Origin of the sequence: Providencia sp. PROV261 (assembly GCF_028477945.1) — a bacterium.
Classification (GTDB): Bacteria; Pseudomonadota; Gammaproteobacteria; order Enterobacterales; family Enterobacteriaceae; genus Providencia; species Providencia stuartii.
In genome coordinates this window covers 1-25177 of record NZ_JAMPMC010000043.1, presented here as the reverse complement: position 1 = coordinate 25177, position 25177 = coordinate 1, and the positions used below count along the sequence as shown (strand labels likewise).

18 protein-coding genes and 1 riboswitch are annotated in these 25177 nt (G+C 41.8%); of the genes, 13 read left to right on the top strand and 5 right to left on the bottom strand.

Features of this window, described 5'->3' with window-relative positions; translation table 11 throughout:
* The first annotated feature begins 7 nt into the window (after nt 1-7).
* The 4 genes from PR675_RS18615 to PR675_RS18600 all read left to right on the top strand — a co-directional run bounded on the left by PR675_RS18615 (nt 8) and on the right by PR675_RS18600 (nt 7578).
* Nucleotides 8-2449, top strand: a complete 2442-nt coding sequence (locus PR675_RS18615; protein WP_042117148.1) for a bifunctional aspartate kinase/homoserine dehydrogenase II — start codon at nt 8-10, stop codon at nt 2447-2449.
* Nucleotides 2450-2842: 393 nt separating this feature from the next.
* On the top strand, nt 2843-5482 hold the full coding sequence (ppc, locus tag PR675_RS18610; protein ID WP_004924587.1) for a phosphoenolpyruvate carboxylase: 2640 nt from the start codon (nt 2843-2845) through the stop codon (nt 5480-5482).
* A 399-nt stretch (nt 5483-5881) separates the two neighbouring features.
* Nucleotides 5882-6475, top strand: a complete 594-nt coding sequence (locus tag PR675_RS18605) for a LemA family protein (RefSeq protein ID WP_004924584.1) — start codon at nt 5882-5884, stop codon at nt 6473-6475.
* Entirely contained in the window at nt 6472-7578 is a 1107-nt protein-coding gene (locus tag PR675_RS18600; RefSeq protein ID WP_042117145.1) for a TPM domain-containing protein, read from the top strand. Before PR675_RS18605 ends, PR675_RS18600 begins: the two co-directional genes overlap by 4 nt.
* A gap of 61 nt (nt 7579-7639) precedes the next feature.
* On the opposite strand, the gene metF is transcribed toward PR675_RS18600, so the two are convergent.
* Both metF and argE read right to left on the bottom strand, forming a co-directional pair.
* Nucleotides 7640-8524 carry a methylenetetrahydrofolate reductase gene (gene metF / locus PR675_RS18595; RefSeq protein WP_004924579.1) on the bottom strand — a complete coding sequence of 295 codons (885 nt, stop codon included), beginning with the start codon at nt 8522-8524 and terminating at the stop codon, nt 7640-7642.
* A gap of 228 nt (nt 8525-8752) precedes the next feature.
* Nucleotides 8753-9907 (bottom strand): acetylornithine deacetylase, encoded by a 1155-nt coding sequence (argE, locus tag PR675_RS18590; protein ID WP_004924576.1) that lies wholly within the window; start codon nt 9905-9907, stop codon nt 8753-8755.
* 101 nt (nt 9908-10008) lie between these two features.
* On the opposite strand from argE, the gene argC reads away from it, so the two are divergent.
* The 4 genes from argC (at nt 10009) to argH (ending at nt 14574) form a co-directional block, all read left to right on the top strand.
* Nucleotides 10009-11013, top strand: a complete 1005-nt coding sequence (gene argC / locus PR675_RS18585) for an N-acetyl-gamma-glutamyl-phosphate reductase (RefSeq protein ID WP_004924573.1) — start codon at nt 10009-10011, stop codon at nt 11011-11013.
* A 30-nt stretch (nt 11014-11043) separates the two neighbouring features.
* On the top strand, nt 11044-11820 hold the full coding sequence (argB, locus tag PR675_RS18580) for an acetylglutamate kinase (protein WP_004924569.1): 777 nt from the start codon (nt 11044-11046) through the stop codon (nt 11818-11820).
* Between the two features lie 78 nt (nt 11821-11898).
* Complete coding sequence (locus PR675_RS18575; protein WP_004924564.1) at nt 11899-13119, top strand: argininosuccinate synthase; 1221 nt, start codon at nt 11899-11901, stop codon at nt 13117-13119.
* A gap of 78 nt (nt 13120-13197) precedes the next feature.
* Entirely contained in the window at nt 13198-14574 is a 1377-nt protein-coding gene (gene argH, locus PR675_RS18570) for an argininosuccinate lyase (RefSeq protein ID WP_004924562.1), read from the top strand.
* Nucleotides 14575-15064: 490 nt separating this feature from the next.
* Here argH and PR675_RS18565 read toward each other — a convergent pair whose 3' ends face one another.
* Nucleotides 15065-15397 (bottom strand): hypothetical protein, encoded by a 333-nt coding sequence (locus PR675_RS18565; RefSeq protein WP_004924557.1) that lies wholly within the window; start codon nt 15395-15397, stop codon nt 15065-15067.
* 1536 nt (nt 15398-16933) lie between these two features.
* On the opposite strand from PR675_RS18565, the gene oxyR reads away from it, so the two are divergent.
* Entirely contained in the window at nt 16934-17842 is a 909-nt protein-coding gene (gene oxyR / locus PR675_RS18560; protein ID WP_014657264.1) for a DNA-binding transcriptional regulator OxyR, read from the top strand.
* Nucleotides 17843-17901: 59 nt separating this feature from the next.
* On the opposite strand, the gene sthA is transcribed toward oxyR, so the two are convergent.
* Entirely contained in the window at nt 17902-19299 is a 1398-nt protein-coding gene (gene sthA, locus PR675_RS18555) for a Si-specific NAD(P)(+) transhydrogenase (protein ID WP_004924458.1), read from the bottom strand.
* A gap of 382 nt (nt 19300-19681) precedes the next feature.
* On the opposite strand from sthA, the gene fabR reads away from it, so the two are divergent.
* Entirely contained in the window at nt 19682-20338 is a 657-nt protein-coding gene (gene fabR / locus PR675_RS18550) for an HTH-type transcriptional repressor FabR (protein WP_004924455.1), read from the top strand.
* 14 nt (nt 20339-20352) lie between these two features.
* On the top strand, nt 20353-20742 hold the full coding sequence (locus PR675_RS18545) for a YijD family membrane protein (RefSeq protein ID WP_004924454.1): 390 nt from the start codon (nt 20353-20355) through the stop codon (nt 20740-20742).
* A gap of 211 nt (nt 20743-20953) precedes the next feature.
* Here PR675_RS18545 and trmA read toward each other — a convergent pair whose 3' ends face one another.
* Nucleotides 20954-22039 carry a tRNA (uridine(54)-C5)-methyltransferase TrmA gene (gene trmA, locus PR675_RS18540; protein WP_120752684.1) on the bottom strand — a complete coding sequence of 362 codons (1086 nt, stop codon included), beginning with the start codon at nt 22037-22039 and terminating at the stop codon, nt 20954-20956.
* Nucleotides 22040-22160: 121 nt separating this feature from the next.
* Nucleotides 22161-22356: riboswitch (cobalamin riboswitch) on the top strand.
* Between the two features lie 69 nt (nt 22357-22425).
* Between trmA and btuB the strand changes: the two genes are divergently transcribed.
* Both btuB and murI read left to right on the top strand, forming a co-directional pair.
* Nucleotides 22426-24315 carry a TonB-dependent vitamin B12 receptor BtuB gene (btuB, locus tag PR675_RS18535; protein ID WP_181710205.1) on the top strand — a complete coding sequence of 630 codons (1890 nt, stop codon included), beginning with the start codon at nt 22426-22428 and terminating at the stop codon, nt 24313-24315.
* On the top strand, nt 24260-25126 hold the full coding sequence (gene murI / locus PR675_RS18530; protein WP_060561563.1) for a glutamate racemase: 867 nt from the start codon (nt 24260-24262) through the stop codon (nt 25124-25126). Before btuB ends, murI begins: the two co-directional genes overlap by 56 nt.
* Nucleotides 25127-25177 lie beyond the last annotated feature (51 nt).

Genomic DNA, 25177 nt, shown 5'->3' with positions numbered 1-25177 from the left:
GTATTTGATGAGTGTACTGACAGCAGTCGAGGCGGGGCCATGCCATCGCCAGTTACATAAGTTTGGGGGTAGTAGTTTAGCCGATGTAAAATGTTATCAGCGAGTTGCCAACATTATGGCGAATTATAGCCAATCTGGTGACTTAATGGTCGTGTCCGCCGCTGGAAGTACAACAAATCAGCTTATTAATTGGTTGAAATTGAGCCAAAGTGATCGCATTTCGGCTCATCAAGTTCAACAATATTTACGTCGCTATCAGCAAGAATTGATCCATGGGCTATTGCCTGAAGAAAAAGCAGAACAATTAAATCGCCAGTTTGTTGAAGATCTCGAACGCTTAAGCGCTTTGTTAGATAAACCTATTAATGATGCTTCTTACGCTGAAGTGGTCGGTCATGGTGAAATTTGGTCTGCTCGTCTCATGTCGGCAGTATTAGAAGAGGCGGGTATGCAAAGTGCTTGGCTTGATGCACGTATGTTTTTACGTGCAGAAAGAGCGGCTCAGCCTCAGGTCGATGAATCGCAATCACGCCATTTATTACAACAGATTTTAGTGCAATATCCTCAGCATCGCCTTGTTGTTACAGGGTTTATTTCTCGTAACCATGCGGGAGAGACTGTTCTACTAGGGCGTAATGGGAGCGATTACTCTGCAACACAAGTCGGCGCATTAGCAGGGGTCGAGAAAGTCACCATTTGGAGTGATGTGGCAGGGGTTTACAGTGCGGATCCTCGTAAAATCAAAGACGCATGTTTACTGCCATTGTTGCGGCTGGATGAGGCAAGTGAGTTGGCTCGTCTTGCTGCGCCGGTGCTGCACACTCGCACGTTGCAACCCGTTTCCGTTAGTAATATCGATCTACAGTTAAGATGTAGCTATCAGCCTGAGCAGGGTTCGACAAAGATTGAGCGTGTTTTGGCTTCAGGAACAGGTGCTAAAATAGTCACTAGCCATGATGATGTTTGCCTAATTGAGTTGAGGCTGGCACAGGGGCGCGATTTTAATCAGATATATAAAGATATCGACTTATTATTAAAACGTACTCAGTTACGGCCACTGGCTCATGGCATCCACTCAGATAGAAACTTATTACAGTTCTGCTATACCTCTGAAGTGGTTGAAAGTGCACTGAATGTTTTAGAAGAAGCTGGGTTACCGGGCACCTTATCACTTCGTGAAGGTTTTTCATTAGTTGCATTGGTGGGGGCTGGGGTGTGCAAGAACCCACTGCATAGCCATCGTTTCTATGAGGAGTTAAAAGATCAACCTGTCGAGTTTGTTTGGCACTCAGAAGAGGGGATCAGCCTCGTCGCAGTATTGCGTTCAAACCAGACCGACCCTTTAATTCAAGGTATGCACCAAAGCCTCTTCCGTGCTGAAAAACGCATTGGCTTAGTCTTGTTTGGGAAGGGCAATATTGGTGCGCGTTGGTTGGAGCTTTTTGCTGCCGAGCAACCAAATATCTCGGCACGCAGTGATTTTGATTTTGTCCTAGCAGGGGTAGTCGATAGCCGCCGTAGTTTACTGAATTATCAAGGCATTGATCCAAGCCGAGCACTCGCTTTCTTTGATGATGAAGCTGTCGAGCATGAAGATGATAATCTATTTTTATGGATGCGCGCCCATCCATATGATGATCTAGTCGTGCTTGATGTGACCGCGAGCGAATCTCTTGCTGAAAGCTATGTGGATTTTGCCAGCTATGGGTTCCATGTCATCAGTGCGAACAAAATTGCGGGAGCCGCACAAACCCAACAATATCGTCAAATACGTGATGCTTTTACGAAAACTGGCCGCCATTGGTTATATAACGCGACAGTTGGGGCTGGGTTACCTATTAACTATACGGTACGTGACCTGAAAGAGAGTGGTGATGCCATCTTAGCGATAAGTGGTATTTTCTCAGGGACGTTATCGTGGCTGTTTTTACAATTCGATGGCTCAGTGCCGTTTAGTGAATTAGTGGAACAAGCATGGCAGCAAGGTTTGACGGAGCCAGATCCCCGCATTGACCTTTCAGGGCAAGATGTGATGCGTAAATTGATCATCTTAGCGCGTGAAGCAGGTTATGAAATTGAGCCGAGTGATGTGCGTGTTGAATCATTAGTACCTGCCCAAGCAGAGTCTGGCTCTTTGGATGAGTTCTTTGAAAATAGTGCAGTTATCAATGAGCAGATGCAGCAACGTTTAGAAGCGGCTCAAGAAATGGGAATGGTGTTGCGTTATGTTGCACGGTTTGATGCGGTAAAAGGGCGTGCTCGGGTTGGTGTAGAGGCAGTTAAGCCTGATCATCCACTGTCATCGCTGCTGCCGGGTGATAATGTGTTTGCTATTGAAAGTCGTTGGTATCGTGATAATCCATTAGTCATACGGGGGCCCGGCGCTGGTCGTGATGTTACCGCGGGGGCGATCCAATCCGACCTTAATCGCCTTTCACAACTACTTTAATTTCGTTTAAAGATAGGCATCGGTGACGGTGCCTATCTACCGCTTAATTTTTTCCTCTTTATTTTTTGCCTTTTTGTTCTGATGATTTAAATCTTAAGCAAGATTCATATCTTAAAAGTGCTGAATCGACAATATATTGCGCTAAAACAAGACTTAAATAAGAAAAACTAATAAGAATGAGGGTGTAATTAAATTTCAGAAAAATCCCCCAAAGCGCTTTTTTTCTGATATCTATATAGAGGCAAGGGTAAAATTTGGCGACTGCATCACAAAACAATAATTCTATCGCAGTTGGTTGAAATTTAATTACAGGAAATTAGGTCGCAGTTTGTTAACCGTCAGCAAACTTAGGTCGGGGTAGCATTCTGCCAAAAGCACAAGGTCAGGAGTCTCATGAATCAGCAATATTCCGCAATGCGCAGTAATGTCAGTATGCTGGGTAAGCTACTTGGCGACACAATCAAGGAAGCATTAGGTGAGGATATCCTCGATAAAGTCGAATCAATTCGTAAGTTGTCAAAATCATCGCGTGCAGGCAATGAAGTACAACGCCAAAAGCTGTTGATGACACTGCAAAACCTATCTAATGATGAACTATTACCGGTTGCAAGAGCATTTAACCAATTTTTGAACCTGACAAACGTTGCCGAACAATATCATAGCATTTCGCCACATGGTGAAGCAGCGAGTAACCCTGTGGCACTTAAAAAGCTGTTTAGTCGTTTAAAAGAGAAAAACTTTACCGATAGTGATCTTCGTCAAGCGGTTAACCAACTGTCGATCGAATTGGTGCTAACGGCCCATCCTACTGAAATCGCACGCCGCACCTTGATCCATAAATTGGTTGAAGTGAATACCTGCTTATCACAACTCGATCATGATGATCTGGCTGATTACGAACGCAACAATATCATGCGTCGTTTACGCCAGTTGGTCGCTCAGTCGTGGCACACTGACGAAATCCGTAAAATACGTCCAACGCCAATTGATGAAGCCAAATGGGGTTTTGCCGTAGTTGAAAACTCACTTTGGGAAGCGGTTCCGGCTTTCCTACGTGAATTTAATGAGCAATTAGAAGACTCAATTGGTGCTGAACTGCCTGTCGAAGCAAACCCAATTCGTTTTACTTCTTGGATGGGGGGAGACCGCGACGGTAACCCGAATGTGACTGCGGAAGTGACTCGCCATGTATTACTACTTAGCCGCTGGAAAGCCGCAGATCTCTTTTTAAAAGATATCCAAGTGTTGGTTTCTGAACTGTCCATGACCGAAGCGACTCCTGAGTTACGGGCGCTCGCTGGGGGAGATGAGGTAGATGAACCTTACCGGCAAATTGCAAAAAATTTGCGTAGCCAACTCTTTTCCACATTAGAGTATTTAGAACGCAAGGTAAAAGGCGAACAAGCACTACCACCAGCCGATTTACTGACCGACAATGCCCAATTGTGGGATCCACTATATGCCTGTTATCAATCGTTAATGGCCTGTGGTATGAGCATTATTGCGAATGGGCAGTTACTCGATACGTTACGTCGTATACGGAGTTTTGGCTTGCAACTCGTTCGCATTGACGTTCGCCAAGAAAGTACTCGCCATACAGAAGCGCTTGCTGAATTAACGCAATATCTTGGGTTAGGGGATTATGCAGCTTGGAGTGAAGAGGAAAAACAAGCCTTTTTACTGTCTGAATTACAATCTCGTCGGCCGTTGATCCCTCGTCATTGGCAACCAAGCCCTGAGACGGCAGAAGTATTTGAAACTTGCCGCGTGATCGCAGAATCGAAAAATGACTCCATCGCAGCTTACGTCATTTCGATGGCGAAAGTTCCTTCCGATGTTCTGGCCGTTAAATTGCTCCTCAAAGAGGCGGGGGCATCCGTTCGCCTGCCTGTCGCACCTCTGTTTGAAACACTTGAAGATTTGAATAATGCTGAAAGTGTTATGCAAAAACTCTTGAGCATTGAGTGGTATCGTGAGCTGATTGATGACCGCCAAATGGTCATGATTGGCTACTCTGATTCGGCAAAAGATGCTGGGGTGATGGCGGCATCATGGGCGCAATATCGTGCACAAGATGCGCTGATTAAGTTGTGCGACAAAGAAGGGGTCACTTTAACCTTGTTCCATGGACGTGGAGGCACTATTGGCCGTGGTGGTGCGCCCGCTCATTCAGCACTCTTGTCACAACCGCCGGGCAGCCTGAAAGGGGGATTACGAGTGACTGAACAAGGTGAAATGATCCGCTTTAAGTTTGGTCTACCACAAGTGGCGATTAGCAGCCTTGCGCTGTATGCAAGCGCGATTTTAGAAGCTAATTTACTGCCGCCACCGGAGCCAAAACAAGAGTGGAAATCAGTGATGGATACCCTCTCTGACGTTTCTTGTGCGATGTACCGTGATTATGTTCGTGAGCAGCCTGATTTTGTACCTTACTTCCGCGCTGCAACACCAGAGCTAGAATTAGGCAAGTTGCCGTTGGGGTCTCGTCCGGCAAAACGCCGTCCAACGGGGGGCGTTGAGACATTACGTGCGATCCCATGGATTTTTGCATGGACACAAAATCGCCTCATGTTGCCTGCTTGGTTAGGGGCGGGAGCAGCGTTAAAATATGTGATTGAGAAAGAAGGCAAACAAGCCATATTAGATGAAATGTGGCAACAATGGCCGTTCTTTAATACCCGTATCGCCATGCTGGAAATGGTTTATGCGAAGGCTGACTTGTGGCTGGCTGAATATTATGATCACCGTTTAGTGGAGGAGCGCCTTTGGCCTCTGGGTGTGAAATTACGTGAGCAGCTCTCTGAAGATATTAAGAGTGTGCTGGCGGTGTCCAAAGATGAAGCCTTAATGGCTGACTTACCTTGGATTGCGGAGTCAATTGCTTTACGTAATGTTTATACGGACCCGTTAAACGTTTTACAGGCCGAGCTACTACACCGTTCTCGCCAGCAAGAGCATCCGGATCCTCGCGTTGAGCAAGCGTTGATGGTGACGATTGCAGGTGTTGCAGCGGGGATGCGTAATACCGGCTAGAAGATAATATTTTGGCCAGATCAATTCGCTGGTTTGGCCGATAAAATGTGCAATATCACATCACGCACGACAACAGTAAGAAGGCTGCCAAGTTGAAATGGGGCCTTCTTTTTTATTTATCTATTGACGAATAATCGACAGCGTCCGACACATTTTTCTGTATTTCGTTTTACCGCGTGATATCGCTTATCTTATTTAAATCGACGGCAAGAATTTTATCAATATTTATGTTAAGTTGCTAAAATAGGGATTAGTTCTGTACTAAATAGAGCTAGCTCGCTCATATATCAAACTATTCACTTTCTATCGATGAATTAATGGAATGATGAATGTAGGTCAGATTCAATTTATTTCTGTTGTGCTCAACAATGGATATACGAAGGATAGAGTGTCATCACAATGCGTAAACTGATTATCTCCATTTTAGCTCTTATCATTATTATTTCGGTCATTGTCGTTACCAACTACAATAGTATTCAGCAAAATGATGAGGTTGTTGACGCTGCCGCATCCGAAGTGATTAACCAATATCAACGTCGTGCTGATCTTATTCCGAATTTAGTCAATACGGTAAAAGGTTACTCTGGTTATGAAAATAAAGTTCTCATGGAAGTTGTGAAATTAAGGACGGAAGTGGGGCAAATTAAAGTGGATGCAAGTGCATTATCAGATCCGGCTATTTTAGCGGAGTATCAAAAAGCACAAGCACAATTAGGGCAATCATTATCCCGTTTATTAGCCATATCGGAAAGTTATCCTGATCTTAAAGCCAGCCCATTATATCAAGATTTAATGACGCAACTGGAAGGCGCTGAAAATCGCATTACCGTTGCAAGGGGTCGTTATATTGAAGCCGTTCGTCAATATAATACACAAATCAGAAAGTTTCCTAGCAACTTGATTGCAAGTTATTTTGGGTATTCTGCAAAAGCGAATTTTAAAGCAGATAACGAACAGGCGATAAAAACAGTACCTACGGTGGATTTTAATTGAAATATCGGCATGTGATCTGGCTATTATTGTTCTGTGTATTTAGCAGTGGAAGCTGGGCTACGCAGCGAATCCAACTCCCTGCATTGGGTAGTGATAGGGTGCTCGACCGTGCAGGCCTATTAAGTGAGTCGCAATACCACACTTTAAATAGCCAGTTATTAAATTTTGAAAAGCAGCGTGGTGATGGCACACAATTTGTTGTTTATATTGTTCCAACTACAGGTAATGAAACAATAGAACAATTTTCATTACGCGCGTTTAATCGTTGGGGATTAGGCCAAAAAGGCAAAAATAATGGTGTATTGCTGGTTGTATCGATAGACGATCGCAATATGCGCTTTGAAGTTGGGTATGGTTATGAAGGGGTCATGACCGATGCGATTGCTGGGCGTATCATTCGTCAAAGTATGATACCTGATTTTAAAGACAACCAGTATTACGCTGGGATCCAAAATGGCGTATTTCGTGCGATTAATGTGATGAATGAGGCACCAGACTATCAAATGGGGGAAGTGCATAATGGAATTGTGCTACCAAAGAGTGTAGAACATTATAAGCTTTTCTATTTTATATCATTTATCGCAGCTTATTTTACGATGTTATTTTATGGTACTAAAAAGCGTCGGCTATATATTGAAAAAGAAATTTATAGCATAGAGCATGCGAGTAAATCCAAACGGGCAAAGAAACAGAAACAGTTAGCCAAGCTGAAAAAGTATTATCAATATAAATACTACTTTCCTTCGTTATTTAGTACCTTGTTGATGACGATACTCTATTATTTAGCACTCATGTTATTGGCGATATGGCTAGAAGGAGATTTTATCCCTATTTTATTCCTGTTTGTGGCGCTATTTTTTGTGGTAGGGAGCATGTTTGCTACTCCAATACTGTTTCTTGTGATCCATACCATTTCGCCTACTTACCGACAACAACGACGGGAATGGCATGATATTTGCCGTTACTATTATTTACCCTCTTCTTCTTCTTTTAGCTCATCAGACTTTTCGAGTTCATCGAGTTCATCGAGTTCATCAAGTGATAGCTCCAGCGGAGGTGGTGGTGGATCCAGTGGCGGTGGTGGTGCGTCAGGGAGTTGGTAATAAAACAAGATGTATGAAGGTCGCAAAGTGCGGCCTTCATACTATTTGGAGATAGAGGAGGTTATGGCCTTACACCAAGCGTGTGGCAAATCGCATATGTGAGTTCAGAGCGGTTTAAGGTGTAGAAGTGAAAATCTTTCACCCCTTCACGGCTTAAAATTTTCACCATATCCATGGCGATTGAAGCACCCACCAAATTACGGCTTTCAGGGTCATTATCAAGGCCTTCGTACATTCTACTCATCCATGATGGAATTCGTACATTGGTTAGTTTGGCAAACCGCTCAAGTTGGCGGAAATTTGAAACAGGTAAAATGCCAGGGACAATTTCAACATCAATACCTGTTGCGACGCAGCGGTCACGAAAACGCAAATAACTTTCTACATCAAAGAAAAATTGCGTAATCGCACGGTTGGCTCCTGCATCAATTTTCTTTTTCAAACTAATTAAGTCAGCCTGTGCACTTTTGGCCTCAGGGTGCACTTCGGGATAAGCCGCTACGGAGATATCAAAATCTGCCTCTGCTTTGAGCAGCTCAACGAGATCGGCTGCATACATATCTGGCTTACGGCTGTTATCGGGGAGATCACCGCGTAATGCAACAATTTGGCGGATACCGCTGTTCCAATAATCACGTGCAATTTCTCTGAGTTCATCGCGTGTTGCATCGATACAGGTTAAATGAGGCGCAGCGATTAACCCTGTTTTTTCTTTGATATCTTTAATAATGCTATGGGTTCTATCACGCTCACCTGAGTTTGCGCCATAAGTAACAGAGACAAATTTTGGTTTGAGGTTTTTCAACCTATCAATAGATTTCCAAAGGGTCTGTTCCATCTCTTCAGTGCGCGGCGGAAAAAATTCAAAAGAGACATTAATTTGTCCATCTAATTCAGCTAAATTTTGATTTAGCGCTTCGCGCTGATTTGCGTGAAAGAAACTCATACCCTGACCTCATGACTTTGTATATAGCGAAACCATTATGGTATCGATAGTTTATTATATCCATTTAAGTGTCTATACGTTTAGACGTCTAAACAAAGATTACCGGATATTCATGCAGAGTCAACACTTAAATGAAATAGTGTTGTGAGGGTTTTTCAGTCGTAACTGGAAAAAAATTCATGTTAACAAATGGCGCAATAACCCGAAGTTATTGCGCGCAACACATTTTTATTCAGTCAGGCAGAAATGTTCGATCAGTTGGCTGAGCAGTTGGCGAGTCGGTTCAATAAATTTCATATCGATAAACTCATCAGGTTGATGTGCTTGCTCAATCGAGCCAGGGCCGAGCACAAGTGTCGGACATAGCGCCTGAATAAACGGCGCTTCAGTGCAATAGTTGACCGTCTCAGCTTTCTGACCCAGTAACTGTTCAATCACAGCCACCATTTTATGATCCGTTGGGCACTCATACCCAGGAATAGGGGGATGGAGAGACTCAATTGCTAAGCGTCCTGGCCATCTTGCTTTTACAGGCTCCAACGTCTCATTTAATAGCTCATCCAAATCTTGCAAGGTCAGCCCCGGCAATGGACGAATATCCATATGTAATTCACAGCATCCACAAATACGGTTAGCCGCATCACCCCCATGAATATGACCAAAATTCATCGTCGGGTAAGGGATCACAAAAGCAGGATTGTTATAACGCTCTTTCAATGTATTACGTAGCGTCATCAGATGTGAAATAGACTCATGCATTAATTCGATAGCATTCACGCCTCTTTCTGGGTCGCTTGAATGACCTGATTGCCCCGTAATACGGATGGCATTCGAAATATGCCCTTTGTGCGCACGTATCGGTTGTAATGAGGTCGGCTCCCCAATAATGGCAAAATTAGGACGAAGTTGTGTACTGGCTGCAAAGTAACGCGCGCCTGCCATTGAGGTTTCTTCATCTGCGGTTGCAAGTATATGCAATGGGCGAGTTAATTTACGGGTATCAATGTCACGTAAGGCATCGACAATGAAAGCGAAAAAACCTTTCATGTCGGCAGTGCCGAGACCGTATAACTTGCCGTCATGCTCTGATAGCGCAAAAGGGTTTTTACTCCAACGCCCTTCATCAAAAGGAACTGTATCGGTATGCCCACACAGCATTAGGCCGCCATTTCCTTCCCCTATTGAGGCAAGTAGGTTGTATTTATCACGGGTATCCGGTACAGGTTGAATATTGACCGTAAATCCGAGGGTTTCCAGCCATCCACCCAGTAATTCTACTAAGGCTTTATTACTCTGATCGAGTTGCGCATCAGTAGCACTGATAGAAGGAGTGGCAATTAATTGGCGATAAATCTCAATAAATGCAGGTAATTTAATATTCACTGTTGACAGCCTTTATCCATAATAGTATCAATATTCATGCACTTTATTTGAATAAAAATACACATTAAACTGTTTGGGTCACGAGCACAAGGTAGAAATCTATGTTGAACACACTCATTATCGGGGCCAGTGGTTATACTGGAGCGGAATTGGCAGCCTATCTGCAGCGTCATCCTGAAATAAACCTTCAGGGATTGATGGTTTCAGCGCAAAGTGCTGATGCAGGTAAGTGCTTCTCTGAGTTGCATCCCCAGTATAAAGGCATTATCGATATGCCCGTGTTGCCATTAACCGATGTTGCAGCCGCGGCACAAGGTATTGATGTTGTCTTTCTTGCAACCGCTCACGAAGTTAGCCATGACATTGCGCCTCAGTTCCTAGAAGCAGGGTGTGTCGTATTTGATCTGTCTGGGGCTTATCGTGTTCAAGATGCCACTTTCTATCCGAAATATTATGGTTTCGAACATACAAACAGTCAGTGGTTAAATCAAGCAGTTTACGGTTTAGCTGAGTGGCAAGCCGATAAAATTCGTCAAGCACAGTTAATTGCCGTGCCGGGGTGTTATCCAACGGTTTCTCAATTAGCACTAAAACCACTGATCGACGCCAAGTTACTCGATGACCATATGTGGCCAGTGATTAATGCGACGAGTGGTGTTTCTGGGGCAGGTCGTAAGGCGTCAATGACCAACAGTTTTTGTGAAGTGAGTTTACAACCCTATGGCATCTTCACGCATCGCCATCAACCCGAAATTGCAATCCATTTAGGTCGTGAAGTTATTTTTACTCCGCACTTGGGGAATTTTTCACGCGGTATTTTGGCCACCATTACCTGCAAAGTGAATCGCGGAGTGACAGACGAACAAATTCGTCAAGTATTCAAAGATGCTTATCAAAATAAGCCATTAGTCCGTTTGTATGAAAAAGGTGTTCCTGCCCTGAAATCAGTGGTAGGCACACCGTTTTGTGATATCGGCTTTGTGTTAAAAGGTGAGCACCTGATCTTAGTCGGAACAGAAGATAACCTATTAAAAGGGGCTGCCGCGCAAGCTGTGCAGTGCATGAATATTCGTTTCGGTTTCAATGAAACGCAATCACTATTTTAGTGCCAACGAACTTATTTAAGGATAAACCCCATGCAACCATTAGTGATTAAATTGGGCGGTGTATTACTCGATAGCGAAGAAGCGCTTGAAAGATTGTTTAATGCATTACAAACCTATCGTCAATCTCATCAACGACCTTTAGTGATCGTGCATGGTGGTGGTTGCTTGGTGGATGAGCTAATGCAAAAGCTGCAACTACCGGTGGTTAAAAAGCAAGGATTGCGTGTGACGCCTGCTGATCAGATAGACATTATCACAGGCGCGTTGGCTGGCACCGCCAATAAAACATTGTTGGCGTGGGCAACGAAATATCAGTTACAAGCAGTTGGGTTATCTTTGGGGGATGGGCAAAGTGCTGTCGTCACTCAATTAAATGACGAACTTGGGCATGTCGGCGATGCAAAGCCGGGTGACGCTAAATTATTACAGCTTTTACTCGGTGCAGGCTATTTACCAATCATTAGTTCCATCGGCGTGACCGAAGAAGGGTTATTGATGAATGTTAATGCCGACCAAGCCGCAACAGCCATCGCACAAGCGTTAAATGCGGATCTCGTATTGCTATCAGATGTCAGTGGCATCCTTGATGGTAAGGGTCAAAAAATTAATGAAATGACAACGGAAAAAGCACAGAAGTTAATTGAGCAAGGCATTATCACGGACGGCATGATCGTAAAAGTTAATGCCGCATTAGAGGCAGCCAAAACATTGCAACGTCCTGTCGATATCGCCAGTTGGCGTCATGCAGAGCAACTACCAGCTCTATTTAACGGTACTGCTATTGGCACACGGATTTTAGCATCCTAAAGCGGATGCGTTTGGTTGGCGCGACCACCAAGAATGAATGAAAACTTTTTAATTGAGCGGAATCGGGATAGGTAAGTTATGAAAAAGGGCATTAAAAAAATTGTATTAGCATATTCAGGTGGTCTAGATACATCGGCAATTATTCCATGGTTAAAAGAAAACTATGATGATTGCGAAGTGGTTGCTTTCGTTGCCGATGTAGGACAAGACAGAGAAGATCTCGTTGGCGTTGAGCAAAAAGCATTGCAATCAGGTGCATCGGAATGCCATGTGGTCGATCTACGTGAAGAGTTTGTCAAAGAGTATATCTACCCAGTATTGAAAACTGGCGCGCTCTATGAGGGAAGCTACCTGTTAGGGACTTCAATGGCACGTCCTATTATTGCTAAGGCACAGGTTGAACTGGCTCTGAAAGTTGGTGCCGACGCGGTAGCGCATGGCGCAACAGGTAAAGGAAATGACCAAGTGCGTTTTGAAAGCACTTATAGCGCACTTGCGCCACAGCTAAAAGTTGTTGCGCCATGGCGTGAGTGGGATTTGCGTTCGCGTGAAGCCCTATTGGATTACCTGAAAGAGCGTCATATTCCAACGACAGCCAGTTTAGAAAAAATTTATAGTCGTGATGAAAACGCATGGCATATTTCTACCGAAGGCGGCGTATTAGAAAGCACATGGAATGCGGCAAACCAAGATTGCTGGGTCTGGACGGTCGATCCGAAAGATGCACCAGATGAAGCAGAGCTAGTGACTGTCGGTGTGAAACAAGGGGAAGTGGTTTCTGTTAACGGCCAAACATTATCTCCGCTGGGATGTCTTGAAGCTTTAAACGTCCTCGGTGCTAAACATGGCGTCGGCCGTATTGATATTGTTGAAAACCGTTTAGTTGGTATGAAGTCTCGTGGCTGTTACGAAACCCCAGGAGGCACCATCATGATGGCTGCTTTACGTGGCATTGAGCAACTCGTTCTCGATCGCGACAGCTTTAAATGGCGTGAGCAACTAGGCTTAGAAATGTCCTACGTGGTTTATGATGGTCGTTGGTTTGCGCCTTTGCGTCATTCACTGCAAGCAGCAGCAGAATCTTTAGCGCAAGACGTTACTGGTGAAGTGGTTCTGAAATTGTATAAAGGCCAAGTAACTGCTATCCAGAAAAAAGCAGATAACAGCTTATATTCTGAAGAGTTCGCAACATTTGGTGAAGATGAAGTTTATGATCACAGCCATGCTGGTGGCTTTATCCGTTTGTATTCTCTTTCGTCGCGTATTCGTGCGCTAAAAGGGCAGAACAAAGCGAAATAGTTTTATTGATGTACACTTCCCGACAGCTATTTGCTGTCGGGTATCACATTTATTTTATCAATCAGATAGGGATCAGTTATGGCACTTTGGGGTGGACGTTTTAGTCAAGAAGCCGATCAGCGGTTTAAACAATTTAATGATTCATTGCGTTTCGATTATCGCTTAGCGCAGCAAGACATTATTGGTTCGGTTGCATGGTCAAAAGCGTTGGTCACTGTTGGGGTGCTATCAGAGGCAGAGCAGCAATCTCTTGAGCAAGCGCTAAATGCCTTATTAAAAGAGGTGCAAGATGATCCTGAGCGCATTTTACAGAGCGATGCCGAGGATATTCATAGCTGGGTTGAAGGTAAACTGATTGATAAAGTAGGTGATTTAGGTAAAAAACTGCACACTGGACGTAGTCGTAACGACCAAGTTGCCACCGATTTAAAATTATGGTGTAAAGATCAAGTCGCGCTATTGTTAGAAGCTGTGGTGGAACTGCAAAAAGCGTTAGTGATCACCGCGGAAAATAACCAAGATGCGGTCATGCCCGGTTATACCCACTTGCAACGTGCACAACCAGTGACTTTTGCTCATTGGTGTTTAGCGTATAGTGAAATGTTAGCGCGTGATGAAAGTCGTCTAAAAGATACATTAAAACGTTTAGATGTTAGTCCGCTAGGTTGTGGGGCTTTAGCGGGAACTGCTTATGATATCGACCGTGAGCAACTGGCATCATGGCTAGGTTTCTCATCGGCAACGCGTAATAGCCTTGATACAGTTTCAGATAGGGATCATGTTCTCGAATTATTATCCGATGCAAGTATTGGTATGGTGCATTTATCCCGTTTTGCAGAGGATCTTATTTTCTTTAACAGTGGTGAAGCGGGGTTTGTTGAACTTTCAGATAAAGTCACTTCAGGCTCTTCATTAATGCCACAAAAGAAAAATCCTGATGCACTTGAGTTGATCCGTGGTAAGTGTGGTCGTGTACAAGGGGCATTAACAGGAATGATGATGACCTTAAAAGGATTACCGCTAGCCTACAATAAAGATATGCAAGAGGACAAAGAAGGGTTGTTCGACGCTCTTGATACTTGGTTAGACTGTCTCCATATGGCGGCTCTGGTGCTTGATGGTATTCAAATTCGTCGAAATCGTTGTGAAGAAGCCGCAAAACAAGGCTATGCCAATGCTACTGAGCTGGCGGATTACCTTGTTGCTAAAGGCGTTCCTTTCCGTGAAGCTCACCATATTGTCGGCGAGGCGGTGGTTGCTGCGATTAGCCAAGGGAAAGCATTGGAAGAGATGGCATTAAGTGATTTGCAAAAATTCAGTGATACTATCCAACTCGATGTGTATCAGATCCTCTCATTGCAATCTTGTCTAGATAAGCGTTTAGCAAAAGGCGGAGTTTCAAAGGAACAAGTCGCTAAGGCAATTACGGAGGCTAAAGCACGTTTAGGGGTTTAACTCATTGAATTTGCAAGATAGTGTTTAAAGTGGGATAAAATGGCGGGGTAGGTAACTACCCCGTACATGCGATTAAAAGTTTAATACTTAAATATAGTTAATTGTTAAAAGGCCTAACAGTATCCTTTCGCCAATCCAGTTATAAATATAAGCTCCTAGACCATCGTTAATTATTTCCCAATTTTTAGAATCTCATTGTTCCTTAAGATCTCATCTTTCTTGGGTCATATTTGCTTTGTCATTTAAGCAATTAAATATTAACTATCTATTTCAAGAGTCATTCGTACAGGATAGAGCCTGTCAGAACAGTCACTCTAATGTATGCTTATTTTATTGAACCTGTATCAGCAACGCTGAATGCAGGGCGAGTAATAATACCATTAATGAGCAAATAAGACTCTTTTCAGATTTAAGTGTAACGCTTTCATACTTAAAACCTATTGCTGAATTATGGTTTATAACTAACTGTTTTTGATTGCCTTTTACTATATTAGAGGTATTTAACTGAAACCATAGCTAAGCCTTTTTCTTTATTAGTCCAATTAAATTGATAAATGCTGCGGTTGTCTTCAGTTTTCTTCCATTCGCTAGATGGTGATTGCTTTGTATAATTAAAACTTGATGTTTTTACTTTATTCTCTTCACTATTATAACAATTTAATTGAGCATTGTTGTTATTAAAAGAATAGTTGCAAGGAGGATATACAATCATTGCTTTAAATGTAATTGTTGTGCTATTAGTTTTTGCTTGAACGTTAGTTGTAAATAAAGCAGTTGCGATCAGAGCAAAAGATAACGCTGTTTTGATTGTATTCTTAATCATGGTATTAGTCCTCGATATATATTTAAGTAACTTAATTCGCTTATATTGTTTCCACAAGTTTGGATGAAGCGAATTATATAGATTAAAGTTTGCTTTGGGTGTTAATTTTAAAAAGCAAATGTGAGTAAATATATTTGAAATTGATTAATAATATTGATTGTATGCATTCCCTCCCAATTCAGTTAATTAGAGTTTAATTCTGTGTGTAATGACTCATTGTAGGTATTTGGCTTTATATGCTTCTTTTTGTCTCCTTTTTGATGGTTTTATCTGTTGGTGTAGAGGCGGTTTTGGTTGTCTTTTTAATTAAAAATATAAAGTAAATTGCAATGATTTTTTATTTATTTTTTAATGGAAATTAATAAAACAATGATAAAAATAAACATAATGTATCTAAATATTTCATCGAGTAAGTGAATTATTAAATTACGCTATCTACGATTTATTCTGTTGTCACCGTAATCAAACGGTGACAGATTGAAATACGCATATTGCGATTAATTGTTTTATTTTTAATTGTTAGATGAAGCTTTTTTATATAACGATAGCGTTATACCTATTCGATAAAAATTGACTGACTAAAATGAAATTGGCCTACTTTTTTGTATTAAACGGTTTATGTGTCGGTGTTGGCCTGCATACTTACACTATCTTGTTTTGCATGATGTCATGTTCTTAGCATAGCGGTGTATCTCATCATGAAAGTGATAGCATCAATCATCGAACTTGGTTTGCTTTTCTATTTGTGACTAAGAGAGATATCAGTAGGGCAGATAATCGTTGCCCAAAACGATGAATGCGTTGTTTATCGAGTAATTCTGTCGTGAGCAAGGCGTTTGAAATCTACTCACTCGATAAATGAATGTGAGTGGGTTTAGTTGATGGCTCAAGGTACGTTGTATGCTTTTCATAGCGTTTCTCCTTTAGCTATACCCACATCAGGTGTTCAGCATTCAAGAAAATCACTATTCCATTAACGTCAACCTTCCTATTCCTTTTGTGTCTCTATTTTTCTCCTTCTTGTTTACATAAATATAGCTCTATTTGATAAATTTAAAGTCCTTTTAAGTTAATAATATGTTGCAAAATATTGGCGTAAAATATTGAAAATAATTACTTTGATGATGTTTTTGTGGAGTTAAATTTCATTTATTTTTAATAATTTAGTTTGATATTTTATCAATTGTGGTGTTTTTTTGAGCGTAGCCTGAGTAACTAAATCAAAAACAATAATGTAAATAATATGTTGCTATATGATGAATAATTGTTTCTATTTTTTGCATTTAGGGTGAAATTTTATTTCATGCAAAATATAAAAAATAATAATTATTTCAATTGATTATATTATTTTATCCCTGTTTTTTTAATTCATAATTAGTTACTTAAATTTACATTTTGATATAAATTGAATGGGCGAGACAAAATGTCACGTTGCAAATGATGAAGAATTATTGAACATGTCAATTCTAATTGATAGTTAAAAGCATTAGGTATCTGGTATACTGATTGGCAGTTTATATTAAGAAGGGCGACAAAATGAACATTCGCGATCTGGAATATTTAGTGGCATTAGCTGAGCATAAGCATTTTCGTCGTGCAGCAGACTCTTGTCATGTGAGTCAACCAACATTGAGTGGCCAAATACGTAAGCTAGAAGAAGAACTTGGGGTTATGTTACTAGAAAGGACTAGCCGCAAGGTTTTATTTACTCAACAAGGATTGCTACTTGTTGAACAAGCAAGGACGATTTTACGCGAAATTAAAGTCTTACAGGAAATGGCGGCTCTACAGGGGGAAAGCATGTCTGGCCCTTTACATATAGGGTTGATCCCAACGATCGCGCCTTATCTTTTGCCCCTTATCATTCCTGAATTGCACAAGCTCTTCCCTAAACTTGAAATTTACCTACATGAAGAACAGACACAGCAACTGTTGGCTCAGTTGGATAGCGGTAAATTAGATTGTGCTATTTTGGCGCAAGTGAAAGAAACAGATCCTTTTATTGTTGTACCCTTGTTTGAAGAGCCAATGAAGCTCGCCATCTATGAAGGTCACTCATGGCAGGGGCGTGACACTATCGAGATGAATGAGCTATCTGGCGAGAAATTATTAATGTTGGAAGATGGCCACTGCTTACGTGACCAAGCGATGGGCTTTTGTTTTCAAGCGGGGGCTAAAGAAGATACACATTTCCGAGCAACAAGCCTAGAAACGCTGAGAAATATGGTGGCAGCAGGAAGTGGAATTACATTATTGCCTGATTTGGCCGTGCCTCATGAATCCTGCCGTGATGGTATTTGCTATCTGAACTGTATTCATCCAGAGCCGAAACGTACAGTAGTATTAGTTTATCGCCCAGGCTCACCGTTACGTGGTCGCTATGAACAGCTTGCTGAGGCTATTTATAATTTGATGAGTAGCTATTACAGTAATAAAGCGCGCTAATAAGTAGGGTGTGGCTAGAGAAGTGATTGCCGTATTAGGTTCGGCAATCACTTAATAGCTTAAAACAGGCGGTTTAAGCCATTTAATGCGGCAACGCGGAATGCTTCTGCCATCGTAGGATAGTTGAAGGTCGTATTCACAAAATACTCGATGGTATTTCCTTCCCCTTTCTGTTCCATAATAGCCTGACCGATATGAATAATTTCAGCGGCTCTTTCCCCGAAACAGTGGATGCCTAAAATTTGCAATGTTTCACGGTGGAATAAGATCTTCAGACTGCCCACGTTCATACCTGCAATTTGGGCGCGTGCTAAATGTTTAAATTGAGCACGTCCGACTTCATAGGGGATCTTCATCGCTGTCAATTCTTGCTCTGTTTTACCAACAGAACTAATTTCAGGGATGGTATAGATGCCGGTAGGAATATCTTCAACTAAGTGTGCATTACCTAAGTCTTCTGCTATAGCTCGAGCGGCAATACGACCTTGGTCATAGGCAGCAGATGCAAGGCTTGGATAGCCAATAACATCACCAACAGCATAAATATGTTCATTAGAAGTGCGGTAAGCGCTATCGACTTTAATCAAGCCACGGTTATCTGCTTCAATACCCACATTCGCTAAACCTAACTTATCCGTATTCCCCGTGCGACCATTCGCATACAGTAAACAGTCTGCTTTGACTTTTTTACCTGATTTAAGATGGACAATCACGCCATCAGGAACACCTTCAATTTTTTCATACTCTTCATTATGACGAATAACGATACCGCTATTCCAGAAGTGATAAGAAAGTGCATCTGACATTTCTTGATCTAAAAAGGCAAGTAAGTGATCGCGTGTGTTGATTAAATCAACTTTGACACCTAACCCGCGAAAGATAGACGCATATTCACAACCAATCACCCCTGCACCATAAATAATCACGTGGCGTGGTTCATGGGTTAGATTTAGGATGGTATCACTGTTGTAAATACGAGAGTGGTTAAAATCGACATCGGATGGGCAATAAGGACGCGACCCTGTCGCAATTACGATATTATCTGCACTGAGAACATCGCAACTACCGTCGGAATAGCGAACACTCACATGGCGTTCATCAATAAAAGTGGCTTCACCAGAGAACATTTGGCAGCCATTACGCTCATAAAAACCTTGGCGCATACGCGTTTGTTGACTGATCACGCTTTCAGCATGCTTGAGGATTTCAGAGAAAGAGGAGCGTAAGGAGCGAGAATTATCGCTGTAGAGTGGATTTTGGTTAAATTCGATAATTCGGCTAACTGCATGGCGGAGGGCTTTGGAGGGAATGGTTCCCCAGTGGGTACAGCCACCGCCGACACTATCATAACGTTCTATGACAGCGACGTTTTTTCCTTGCTTCACCAGTCCCATGGCGGCGCCTTCTCCACCCGGCCCGGAACCAATGACAATTGCATCAAAATGGATGTGTTGCATGAGGTAAGACCTGCTCTAAAACAAAATGACAACATGATGTTAGCATATCCGCCGATTATTTACCCGCTTTACTCATGTACTTTTAATTAATGGCTTTATTTAATGTTTTTATTTTGAAGCGTATTCACAAAAAAGCTTTTTTATTGCTTAGCGAGTTCTCTAACCAAATGACGGGAAATTAAGCACGGTTCTACGAATAAAAAGCCTTCACCTATTGAAAAATGATTTAGTGAAATTCTGAAAAGCGGTAATCTGTACACTTAATCGCTTTTTCCCTCAAACAGCCTAATAAATTTGAGGTATGCTAGAGAGGTGGTCACACCCAAGTTTTCATATTTTGGTATATTAATGGCTGTTTAATGACATAGAAATCAGGATCACCGTGAGCAATCATATTGGCGTTAGAGCAAAACAGAAAGAAAAAACTCGTCGTTCGCTCATTGAAGCCGCATTTAGCCAATTAAGTGCAGAACGTAGTTTTACAAGCCTTAGCTTACGCGAAGTTGCGCGTGAGGCAGGTATTGCACCCACTTCATTTTATCGTCATTTCAAAGACGTTGATGAGTTAGGGCTGACTATGGTTGATGAAAGTGGTTTGATGTTACGCCAGCTTATGCGACAAGCAAGGCAGCGTATCGCGAAGGGCGGTAGTGTGATCCGAACGTCAATCTCAACTTTTATGGAATTTATCGGTAATAACCCCAATGCCTTTAGGTTATTATTGCGAGAGCGCTCTGGTACTTCTGCTGAGTTTCGTGCTGCAGTTGCACGGGAAATCCAACATTTTATTGCTGAATTAGCAGATTACCTTGAACAAGAAAGCCATATGCCACGCTATTTTACAGAGCTACAAGCAGAGTCTATGGTGACCATCGTGTTTAGCGCGGGTGCAGAAGCGCTTGATATCGATGAAGAAAAAAGGCGGCATCTGGAAGAACGGCTTGTACTTCAGTTACGCATGATCGCAAAAGGTGCGTATTACTGGTATCGCCGTGAACAAGAAAAACAAAATCAAACTGACCCCGATCTCACTAAATAATATAAGGAGAATCAATGACGGAACACAATCGCAATGAGAAAAGCACGTTACTATTAGCATTAGTGATTGGCTTATCAACTCACGGAACTTTCTCTGCTCTGTTTAACTCCTTAGTAGAGTTTTCTATTTTCCCTGTTATTAGTTTAATCGTCGCAATTTATTGTTTACATCAACGTTATTTGCATCATGCGATGCCTATCGGTCTACCTAAGTTTGTTGTAGGTAACTTTTTCTTAGGGCTATTTGCTTATGCAGCTATCTTACGAGTACAACATCCAGACGTAGGTTCGAGTTTTATTCCTTCAATCATTATTGTCGCTCTCGCGTTGTGGATGTACACAAGTTGGAAGGCACGTAAACAAGAACAAAAAGAGCTTGCAGAAGAAAACGAAGCTGAAGTTTAATCGCGTTTCCAAACCGCTCTAACCAATAACGCCGCTATGCCAACATTGCGGCGTTTGTGTATTTTATCGGAGCAAAACACGAATAATTTCTTAACCAAATTTTCATCTTCCACTCGCAATAAAATAATCGCCAGTTAGCTACGGTGTATATTAAAAATAGCAAGGCTGCCACCTGACTTAATGAATAAAAACAACAGGTGGCAAGTAAGATTTAGCGGCGTGTCAGCAGCACACCACTTTCCATATGATGGGTATATGGGAATTGGTCAAATAGAGCGAGTTTTTTGATTTGATGGGTCGCATTCAGGACAGACAAATTATCGCATAGGGTTTCCGGATTACAGGAAATATAGAGAATATTGTCATATTCTTGCACAAGCTGAACGGTTTTATCATCTAACCCGCTTCTTGGTGGGTCAACAAATATGGTGTTGCATTGGTAATCTGCTAGGTTAATGCCATCGAGTCTTTTAAATTCACGCACTCCTCGCATGGCTTGTGTAAAGTCTTCTGCTGACATGCGAATAATTTGTACATTATCGATTTGGTTTGCCGCAATATTATATTGCGCGGCTGCTACCGATGGCTTGGCTATTTCAGTGGCTAAGACTCGTTCAAAGTTTTGTGCTAAAGCCAGTGAAAAGTTGCCATTTCCACAATAAAGCTCCAGTAGATCGCCAGTGGCTCCTTGAGTGGCATCAATCGCCCATTCCAACATTTTAATGTTTACTTGAGCGTTTGGCTGAGTAAAGCTATTTTCTACTTGGCGATAAATCATATTTTTGCCATTCACCGGCAAAATTTCATCAACATAATCGTTGTCTAACATGATTTTGGTTTTTGAAGCGCGGCCGATAAGCTGTAAATCAAAACCTTTATTGATTAACGTTGTTTTTAATTGTTTGGCTGCTTCAATCCACTCTTCAGTGAGTTTTTTATGGTAAAGCAAAGAGACAATTAATTTATTACTCAGCGTCGAGAGATAATCAATTTGGAAAAGTTTATGGCGTAAAAGCGCATTTTCTTTTATCAGTGGCAAAATTTCAGCCATGATATTGTTGATCAGTTGGCTTGCTACAGGAAATTGATCGATACGCACACGCTCTTTAGTCTCTTTATCAAACATGATGTGAAATAAGTCATCACCATCATGCCATACTCGAAATTCTGCGCGCATACGATAATGAGATTTTGGTGAGGTAAATACCTCAGGTTCCATTGCCGTATAGGGGGCCATCATCGTTTTCAGACGTTCTACTTTTTCTGCAAGTTGCAGTTCATAGTGTTCAGTATTCATTAGTGTGGCCCTATTCATAGAAAACAGTAAAAAAATAACATCAGGGGCGAAATTGTAGGGCAAGTGGGGCAGATGTCCAGTTTTTGATTCCACATCGCATAGACACATACCTTCAATCCATTTAGGATAATGCGACTATGGTCGTAAAGAGTAAATAGGGAACTCGGTGTAAGTCCGAGACTGACGCGCAGCGGTGATGAAGGAAAAAAGAGATACAACACTGTTATTAATTAATGGGAAGTTGCCTCTATAGTTAACTTTTACCCAGATGGGTATGACTTCTCAGTCCGAAGACCTGCCATAGTTTAATCGCTTTGTTGGATATTAGCGCGGATCTGATATTCGGCCTCGCGGAATTTTAATCTCATTGATATTCCGGATTTATTATAATGAATAAGAGTAAGTTACTACCGCTATCGGTTGCTGCTATGGCAGTGTTGTGTGGTATTTCTTCTTTAGCAAGCGCAAACAATAAATCAGATGAAATGGTGGTGTCAGCGAATCGCTTTGAGCAGCCCATTTCATCAATACTGGCCCCTGTGACGGTCGTTACGCGTGAAGACATTGATCATTGGCAGTCTAATACTGTGATTGATGTATTAAGGCGGCTACCGGGTGTGGATATTGCGCAGTATGGTGGTATAGGACAGCAGAGCTCCCTCTTTATTAGAGGCTCAGAGTCTCGCCATGTATTGGTATTAATTGATGGTGTTCGTTTAAACCAAGCGGGTATTTCTGGCTCATCAGATATGAGCCAAATTCCTATCTCTTTAGTTCAGCGAATCGAATATATTCGTGGAGCAAGATCGGCTGTTTATGGCTCGGATGCAATTGGTGGTGTTGTTAATATTATTACTCGCCGAGATAATGTAGGAACCACATTAAATGCGGGTATTGGTTCTTATGGTTATCAGAATTATAACGGCTCAACTCAACAGAAAATCGGTGAAAATACAACAGTAACCGCTGCCGCAGCTTATACCTATACAAAAGGATTTGATCTAGCACCTAAGGACGTTAGTCCACGTGACTACGATAAAGATGGTTTTCTTAATAAATCATTATGGCTAGGTGTGGAGCATCAGTTATCATCTGAAATATCAGCTTATGCGAGAGCATATGGATATGATAATAGAACTCGTTATGATGCCTCTGAATACTCAGGTGTGCGGGTAGATACCCGTAAACTTTATAGCCGTACATATGAAACTGGGGTTAAATATCATCAAAACCAATACTCAACCTCACTATCCGGAAGCTATAGTTACGTTAAAGATTACAATTTTGATCCAAGGCAAGGGCAGTATGCTAGCTCTTCTAATCTAGATGAATCAAAGCAGTATAATATTCAGTGGGGTAACAATTATCGTTTAGATAAAGGTAATATTAGTGCGGGTATAGATTATCAGCGCCAAAGCATAGAGCCTAACGGCTATGCTTTAATAACTAAAAAAGAAACCATGAATAACACGGGGCTCTATTTGACGGGGCAATACTCGTTTGTTGATTCTGTTATAGCTGAAGCCGCCGTTCGCACGGATCATCATTCAGAATTTAATTGGCATACATCATGGCAATCAGGGCTGAGTTGGGAATTTTATGATGGGTATAAACTGGTTGGATCATACGCAACAGCATATAAAGCACCTAATCTAAGTCAACTGTACGCATATTCTTCATCAAATTGGGGAACAACAAAAGGTAATCCGAACTTAAAACCAGAAGAAAGTAAGCAGTGGGAAATTGGTGTTGAAGGAATAACGGGACCGCTATTCTGGCAAATTAATGCTTATCATAATGATATTGATAACCTGATTGAATATAAATATGGCAATTTTATCAATACATATGAAAATATTGGAAAAGCAGAAATTAAAGGTATCGAGTGGGTTGGTGAATTTAGCACTGGCTTTTTACATCATCAATTAACATACCAATATGTCGATCCCAGAAATAAAAAGACGAACAAAGTATTGGAGCGCCGAGCTAAGCAACAAGTGAAATACCAATTAGATTGGAATATTGCTGAGGTAGATATGGGGCTAACTTATCACTATATAGGTTCGCGTTATGATAATGACTTTTCCCAATCACCATCAAAACGTCTAAAACAAGGGGGGGTTAGCCTTTGGGATCTCACGGCGGCATATCCAATCACTTCACAGCTCACAATTCGTGGTAAAATAGCTAATATGTTCGATAAAGACTATGAGACCGCGTATGGTTATCGCACCGCTGGAAGAGAATATTTCCTTACAGGAAGCTACAACTTCTAATCACAACCTATCTATTCGCCCGACCATCCTTGTGTTTGATTCAGGGGTGGGGGGGCTATCTGTATATCGGGAAGTCAAAAAATTACTCCCTAACGCACATTATATATATGCATTCGATAATGAAGCCTTCCCCTATGGTGAAAAGAGTGAAGAATTTATTATCGATAGGGTGTATCAACTCGTTGATGCTATTGCGAAAAAACACCTTTTAACGATAGCAATTATTGCCTGTAATACAGCCAGTACCGTGAGCTTACCGAACCTTAGAGCCCATTTTCGTTTCCCAGTGGTTGGTGTTGTGCCAGCAATTAAACCTGCGACTAAATTAACGCGAAATGGTGTTGTTGGATTGCTTGCAACCAAAGGAACGGTGAATCGCGAATATACTAAAGAGCTAATTGAACGGTTTGCAACAGATTGCAAAGTGCTCTCGCTGGGTTCTGCCGACCTTGTTCAACTAGCGGAAAGAAAATTACATGGTGAACAAATTCCGCTAGATGAAATTGCCAATGCAGTGAAGCCATGGTTAAGAATGCCTGAACCTCCTGATACGGTGATCTTGGGTTGTACGCATTTCCCTCTATTAATAGAAGAACTCGAACAAGTGCTACCAGATGGCACAAGATTTGTTGATTCAGGGGCGGCGATCGCGAGACGTGCGGTTTGGCTGATTAATAATCAAGCAGAAGAAGTGATTGATAGTCAAGAAAAAGACTTTGCATATTGCCTTTTAATGAATGATACCGCTTTAGCATTACAACCTGTATTAGCCGCCGAAGGGTTCAATAGGCTACAAAAACTGGTGATTTAAGCTAAATTTGATGGTAATCTGAGCAAACGAAAAAAAAACGTAAAAAAGGGG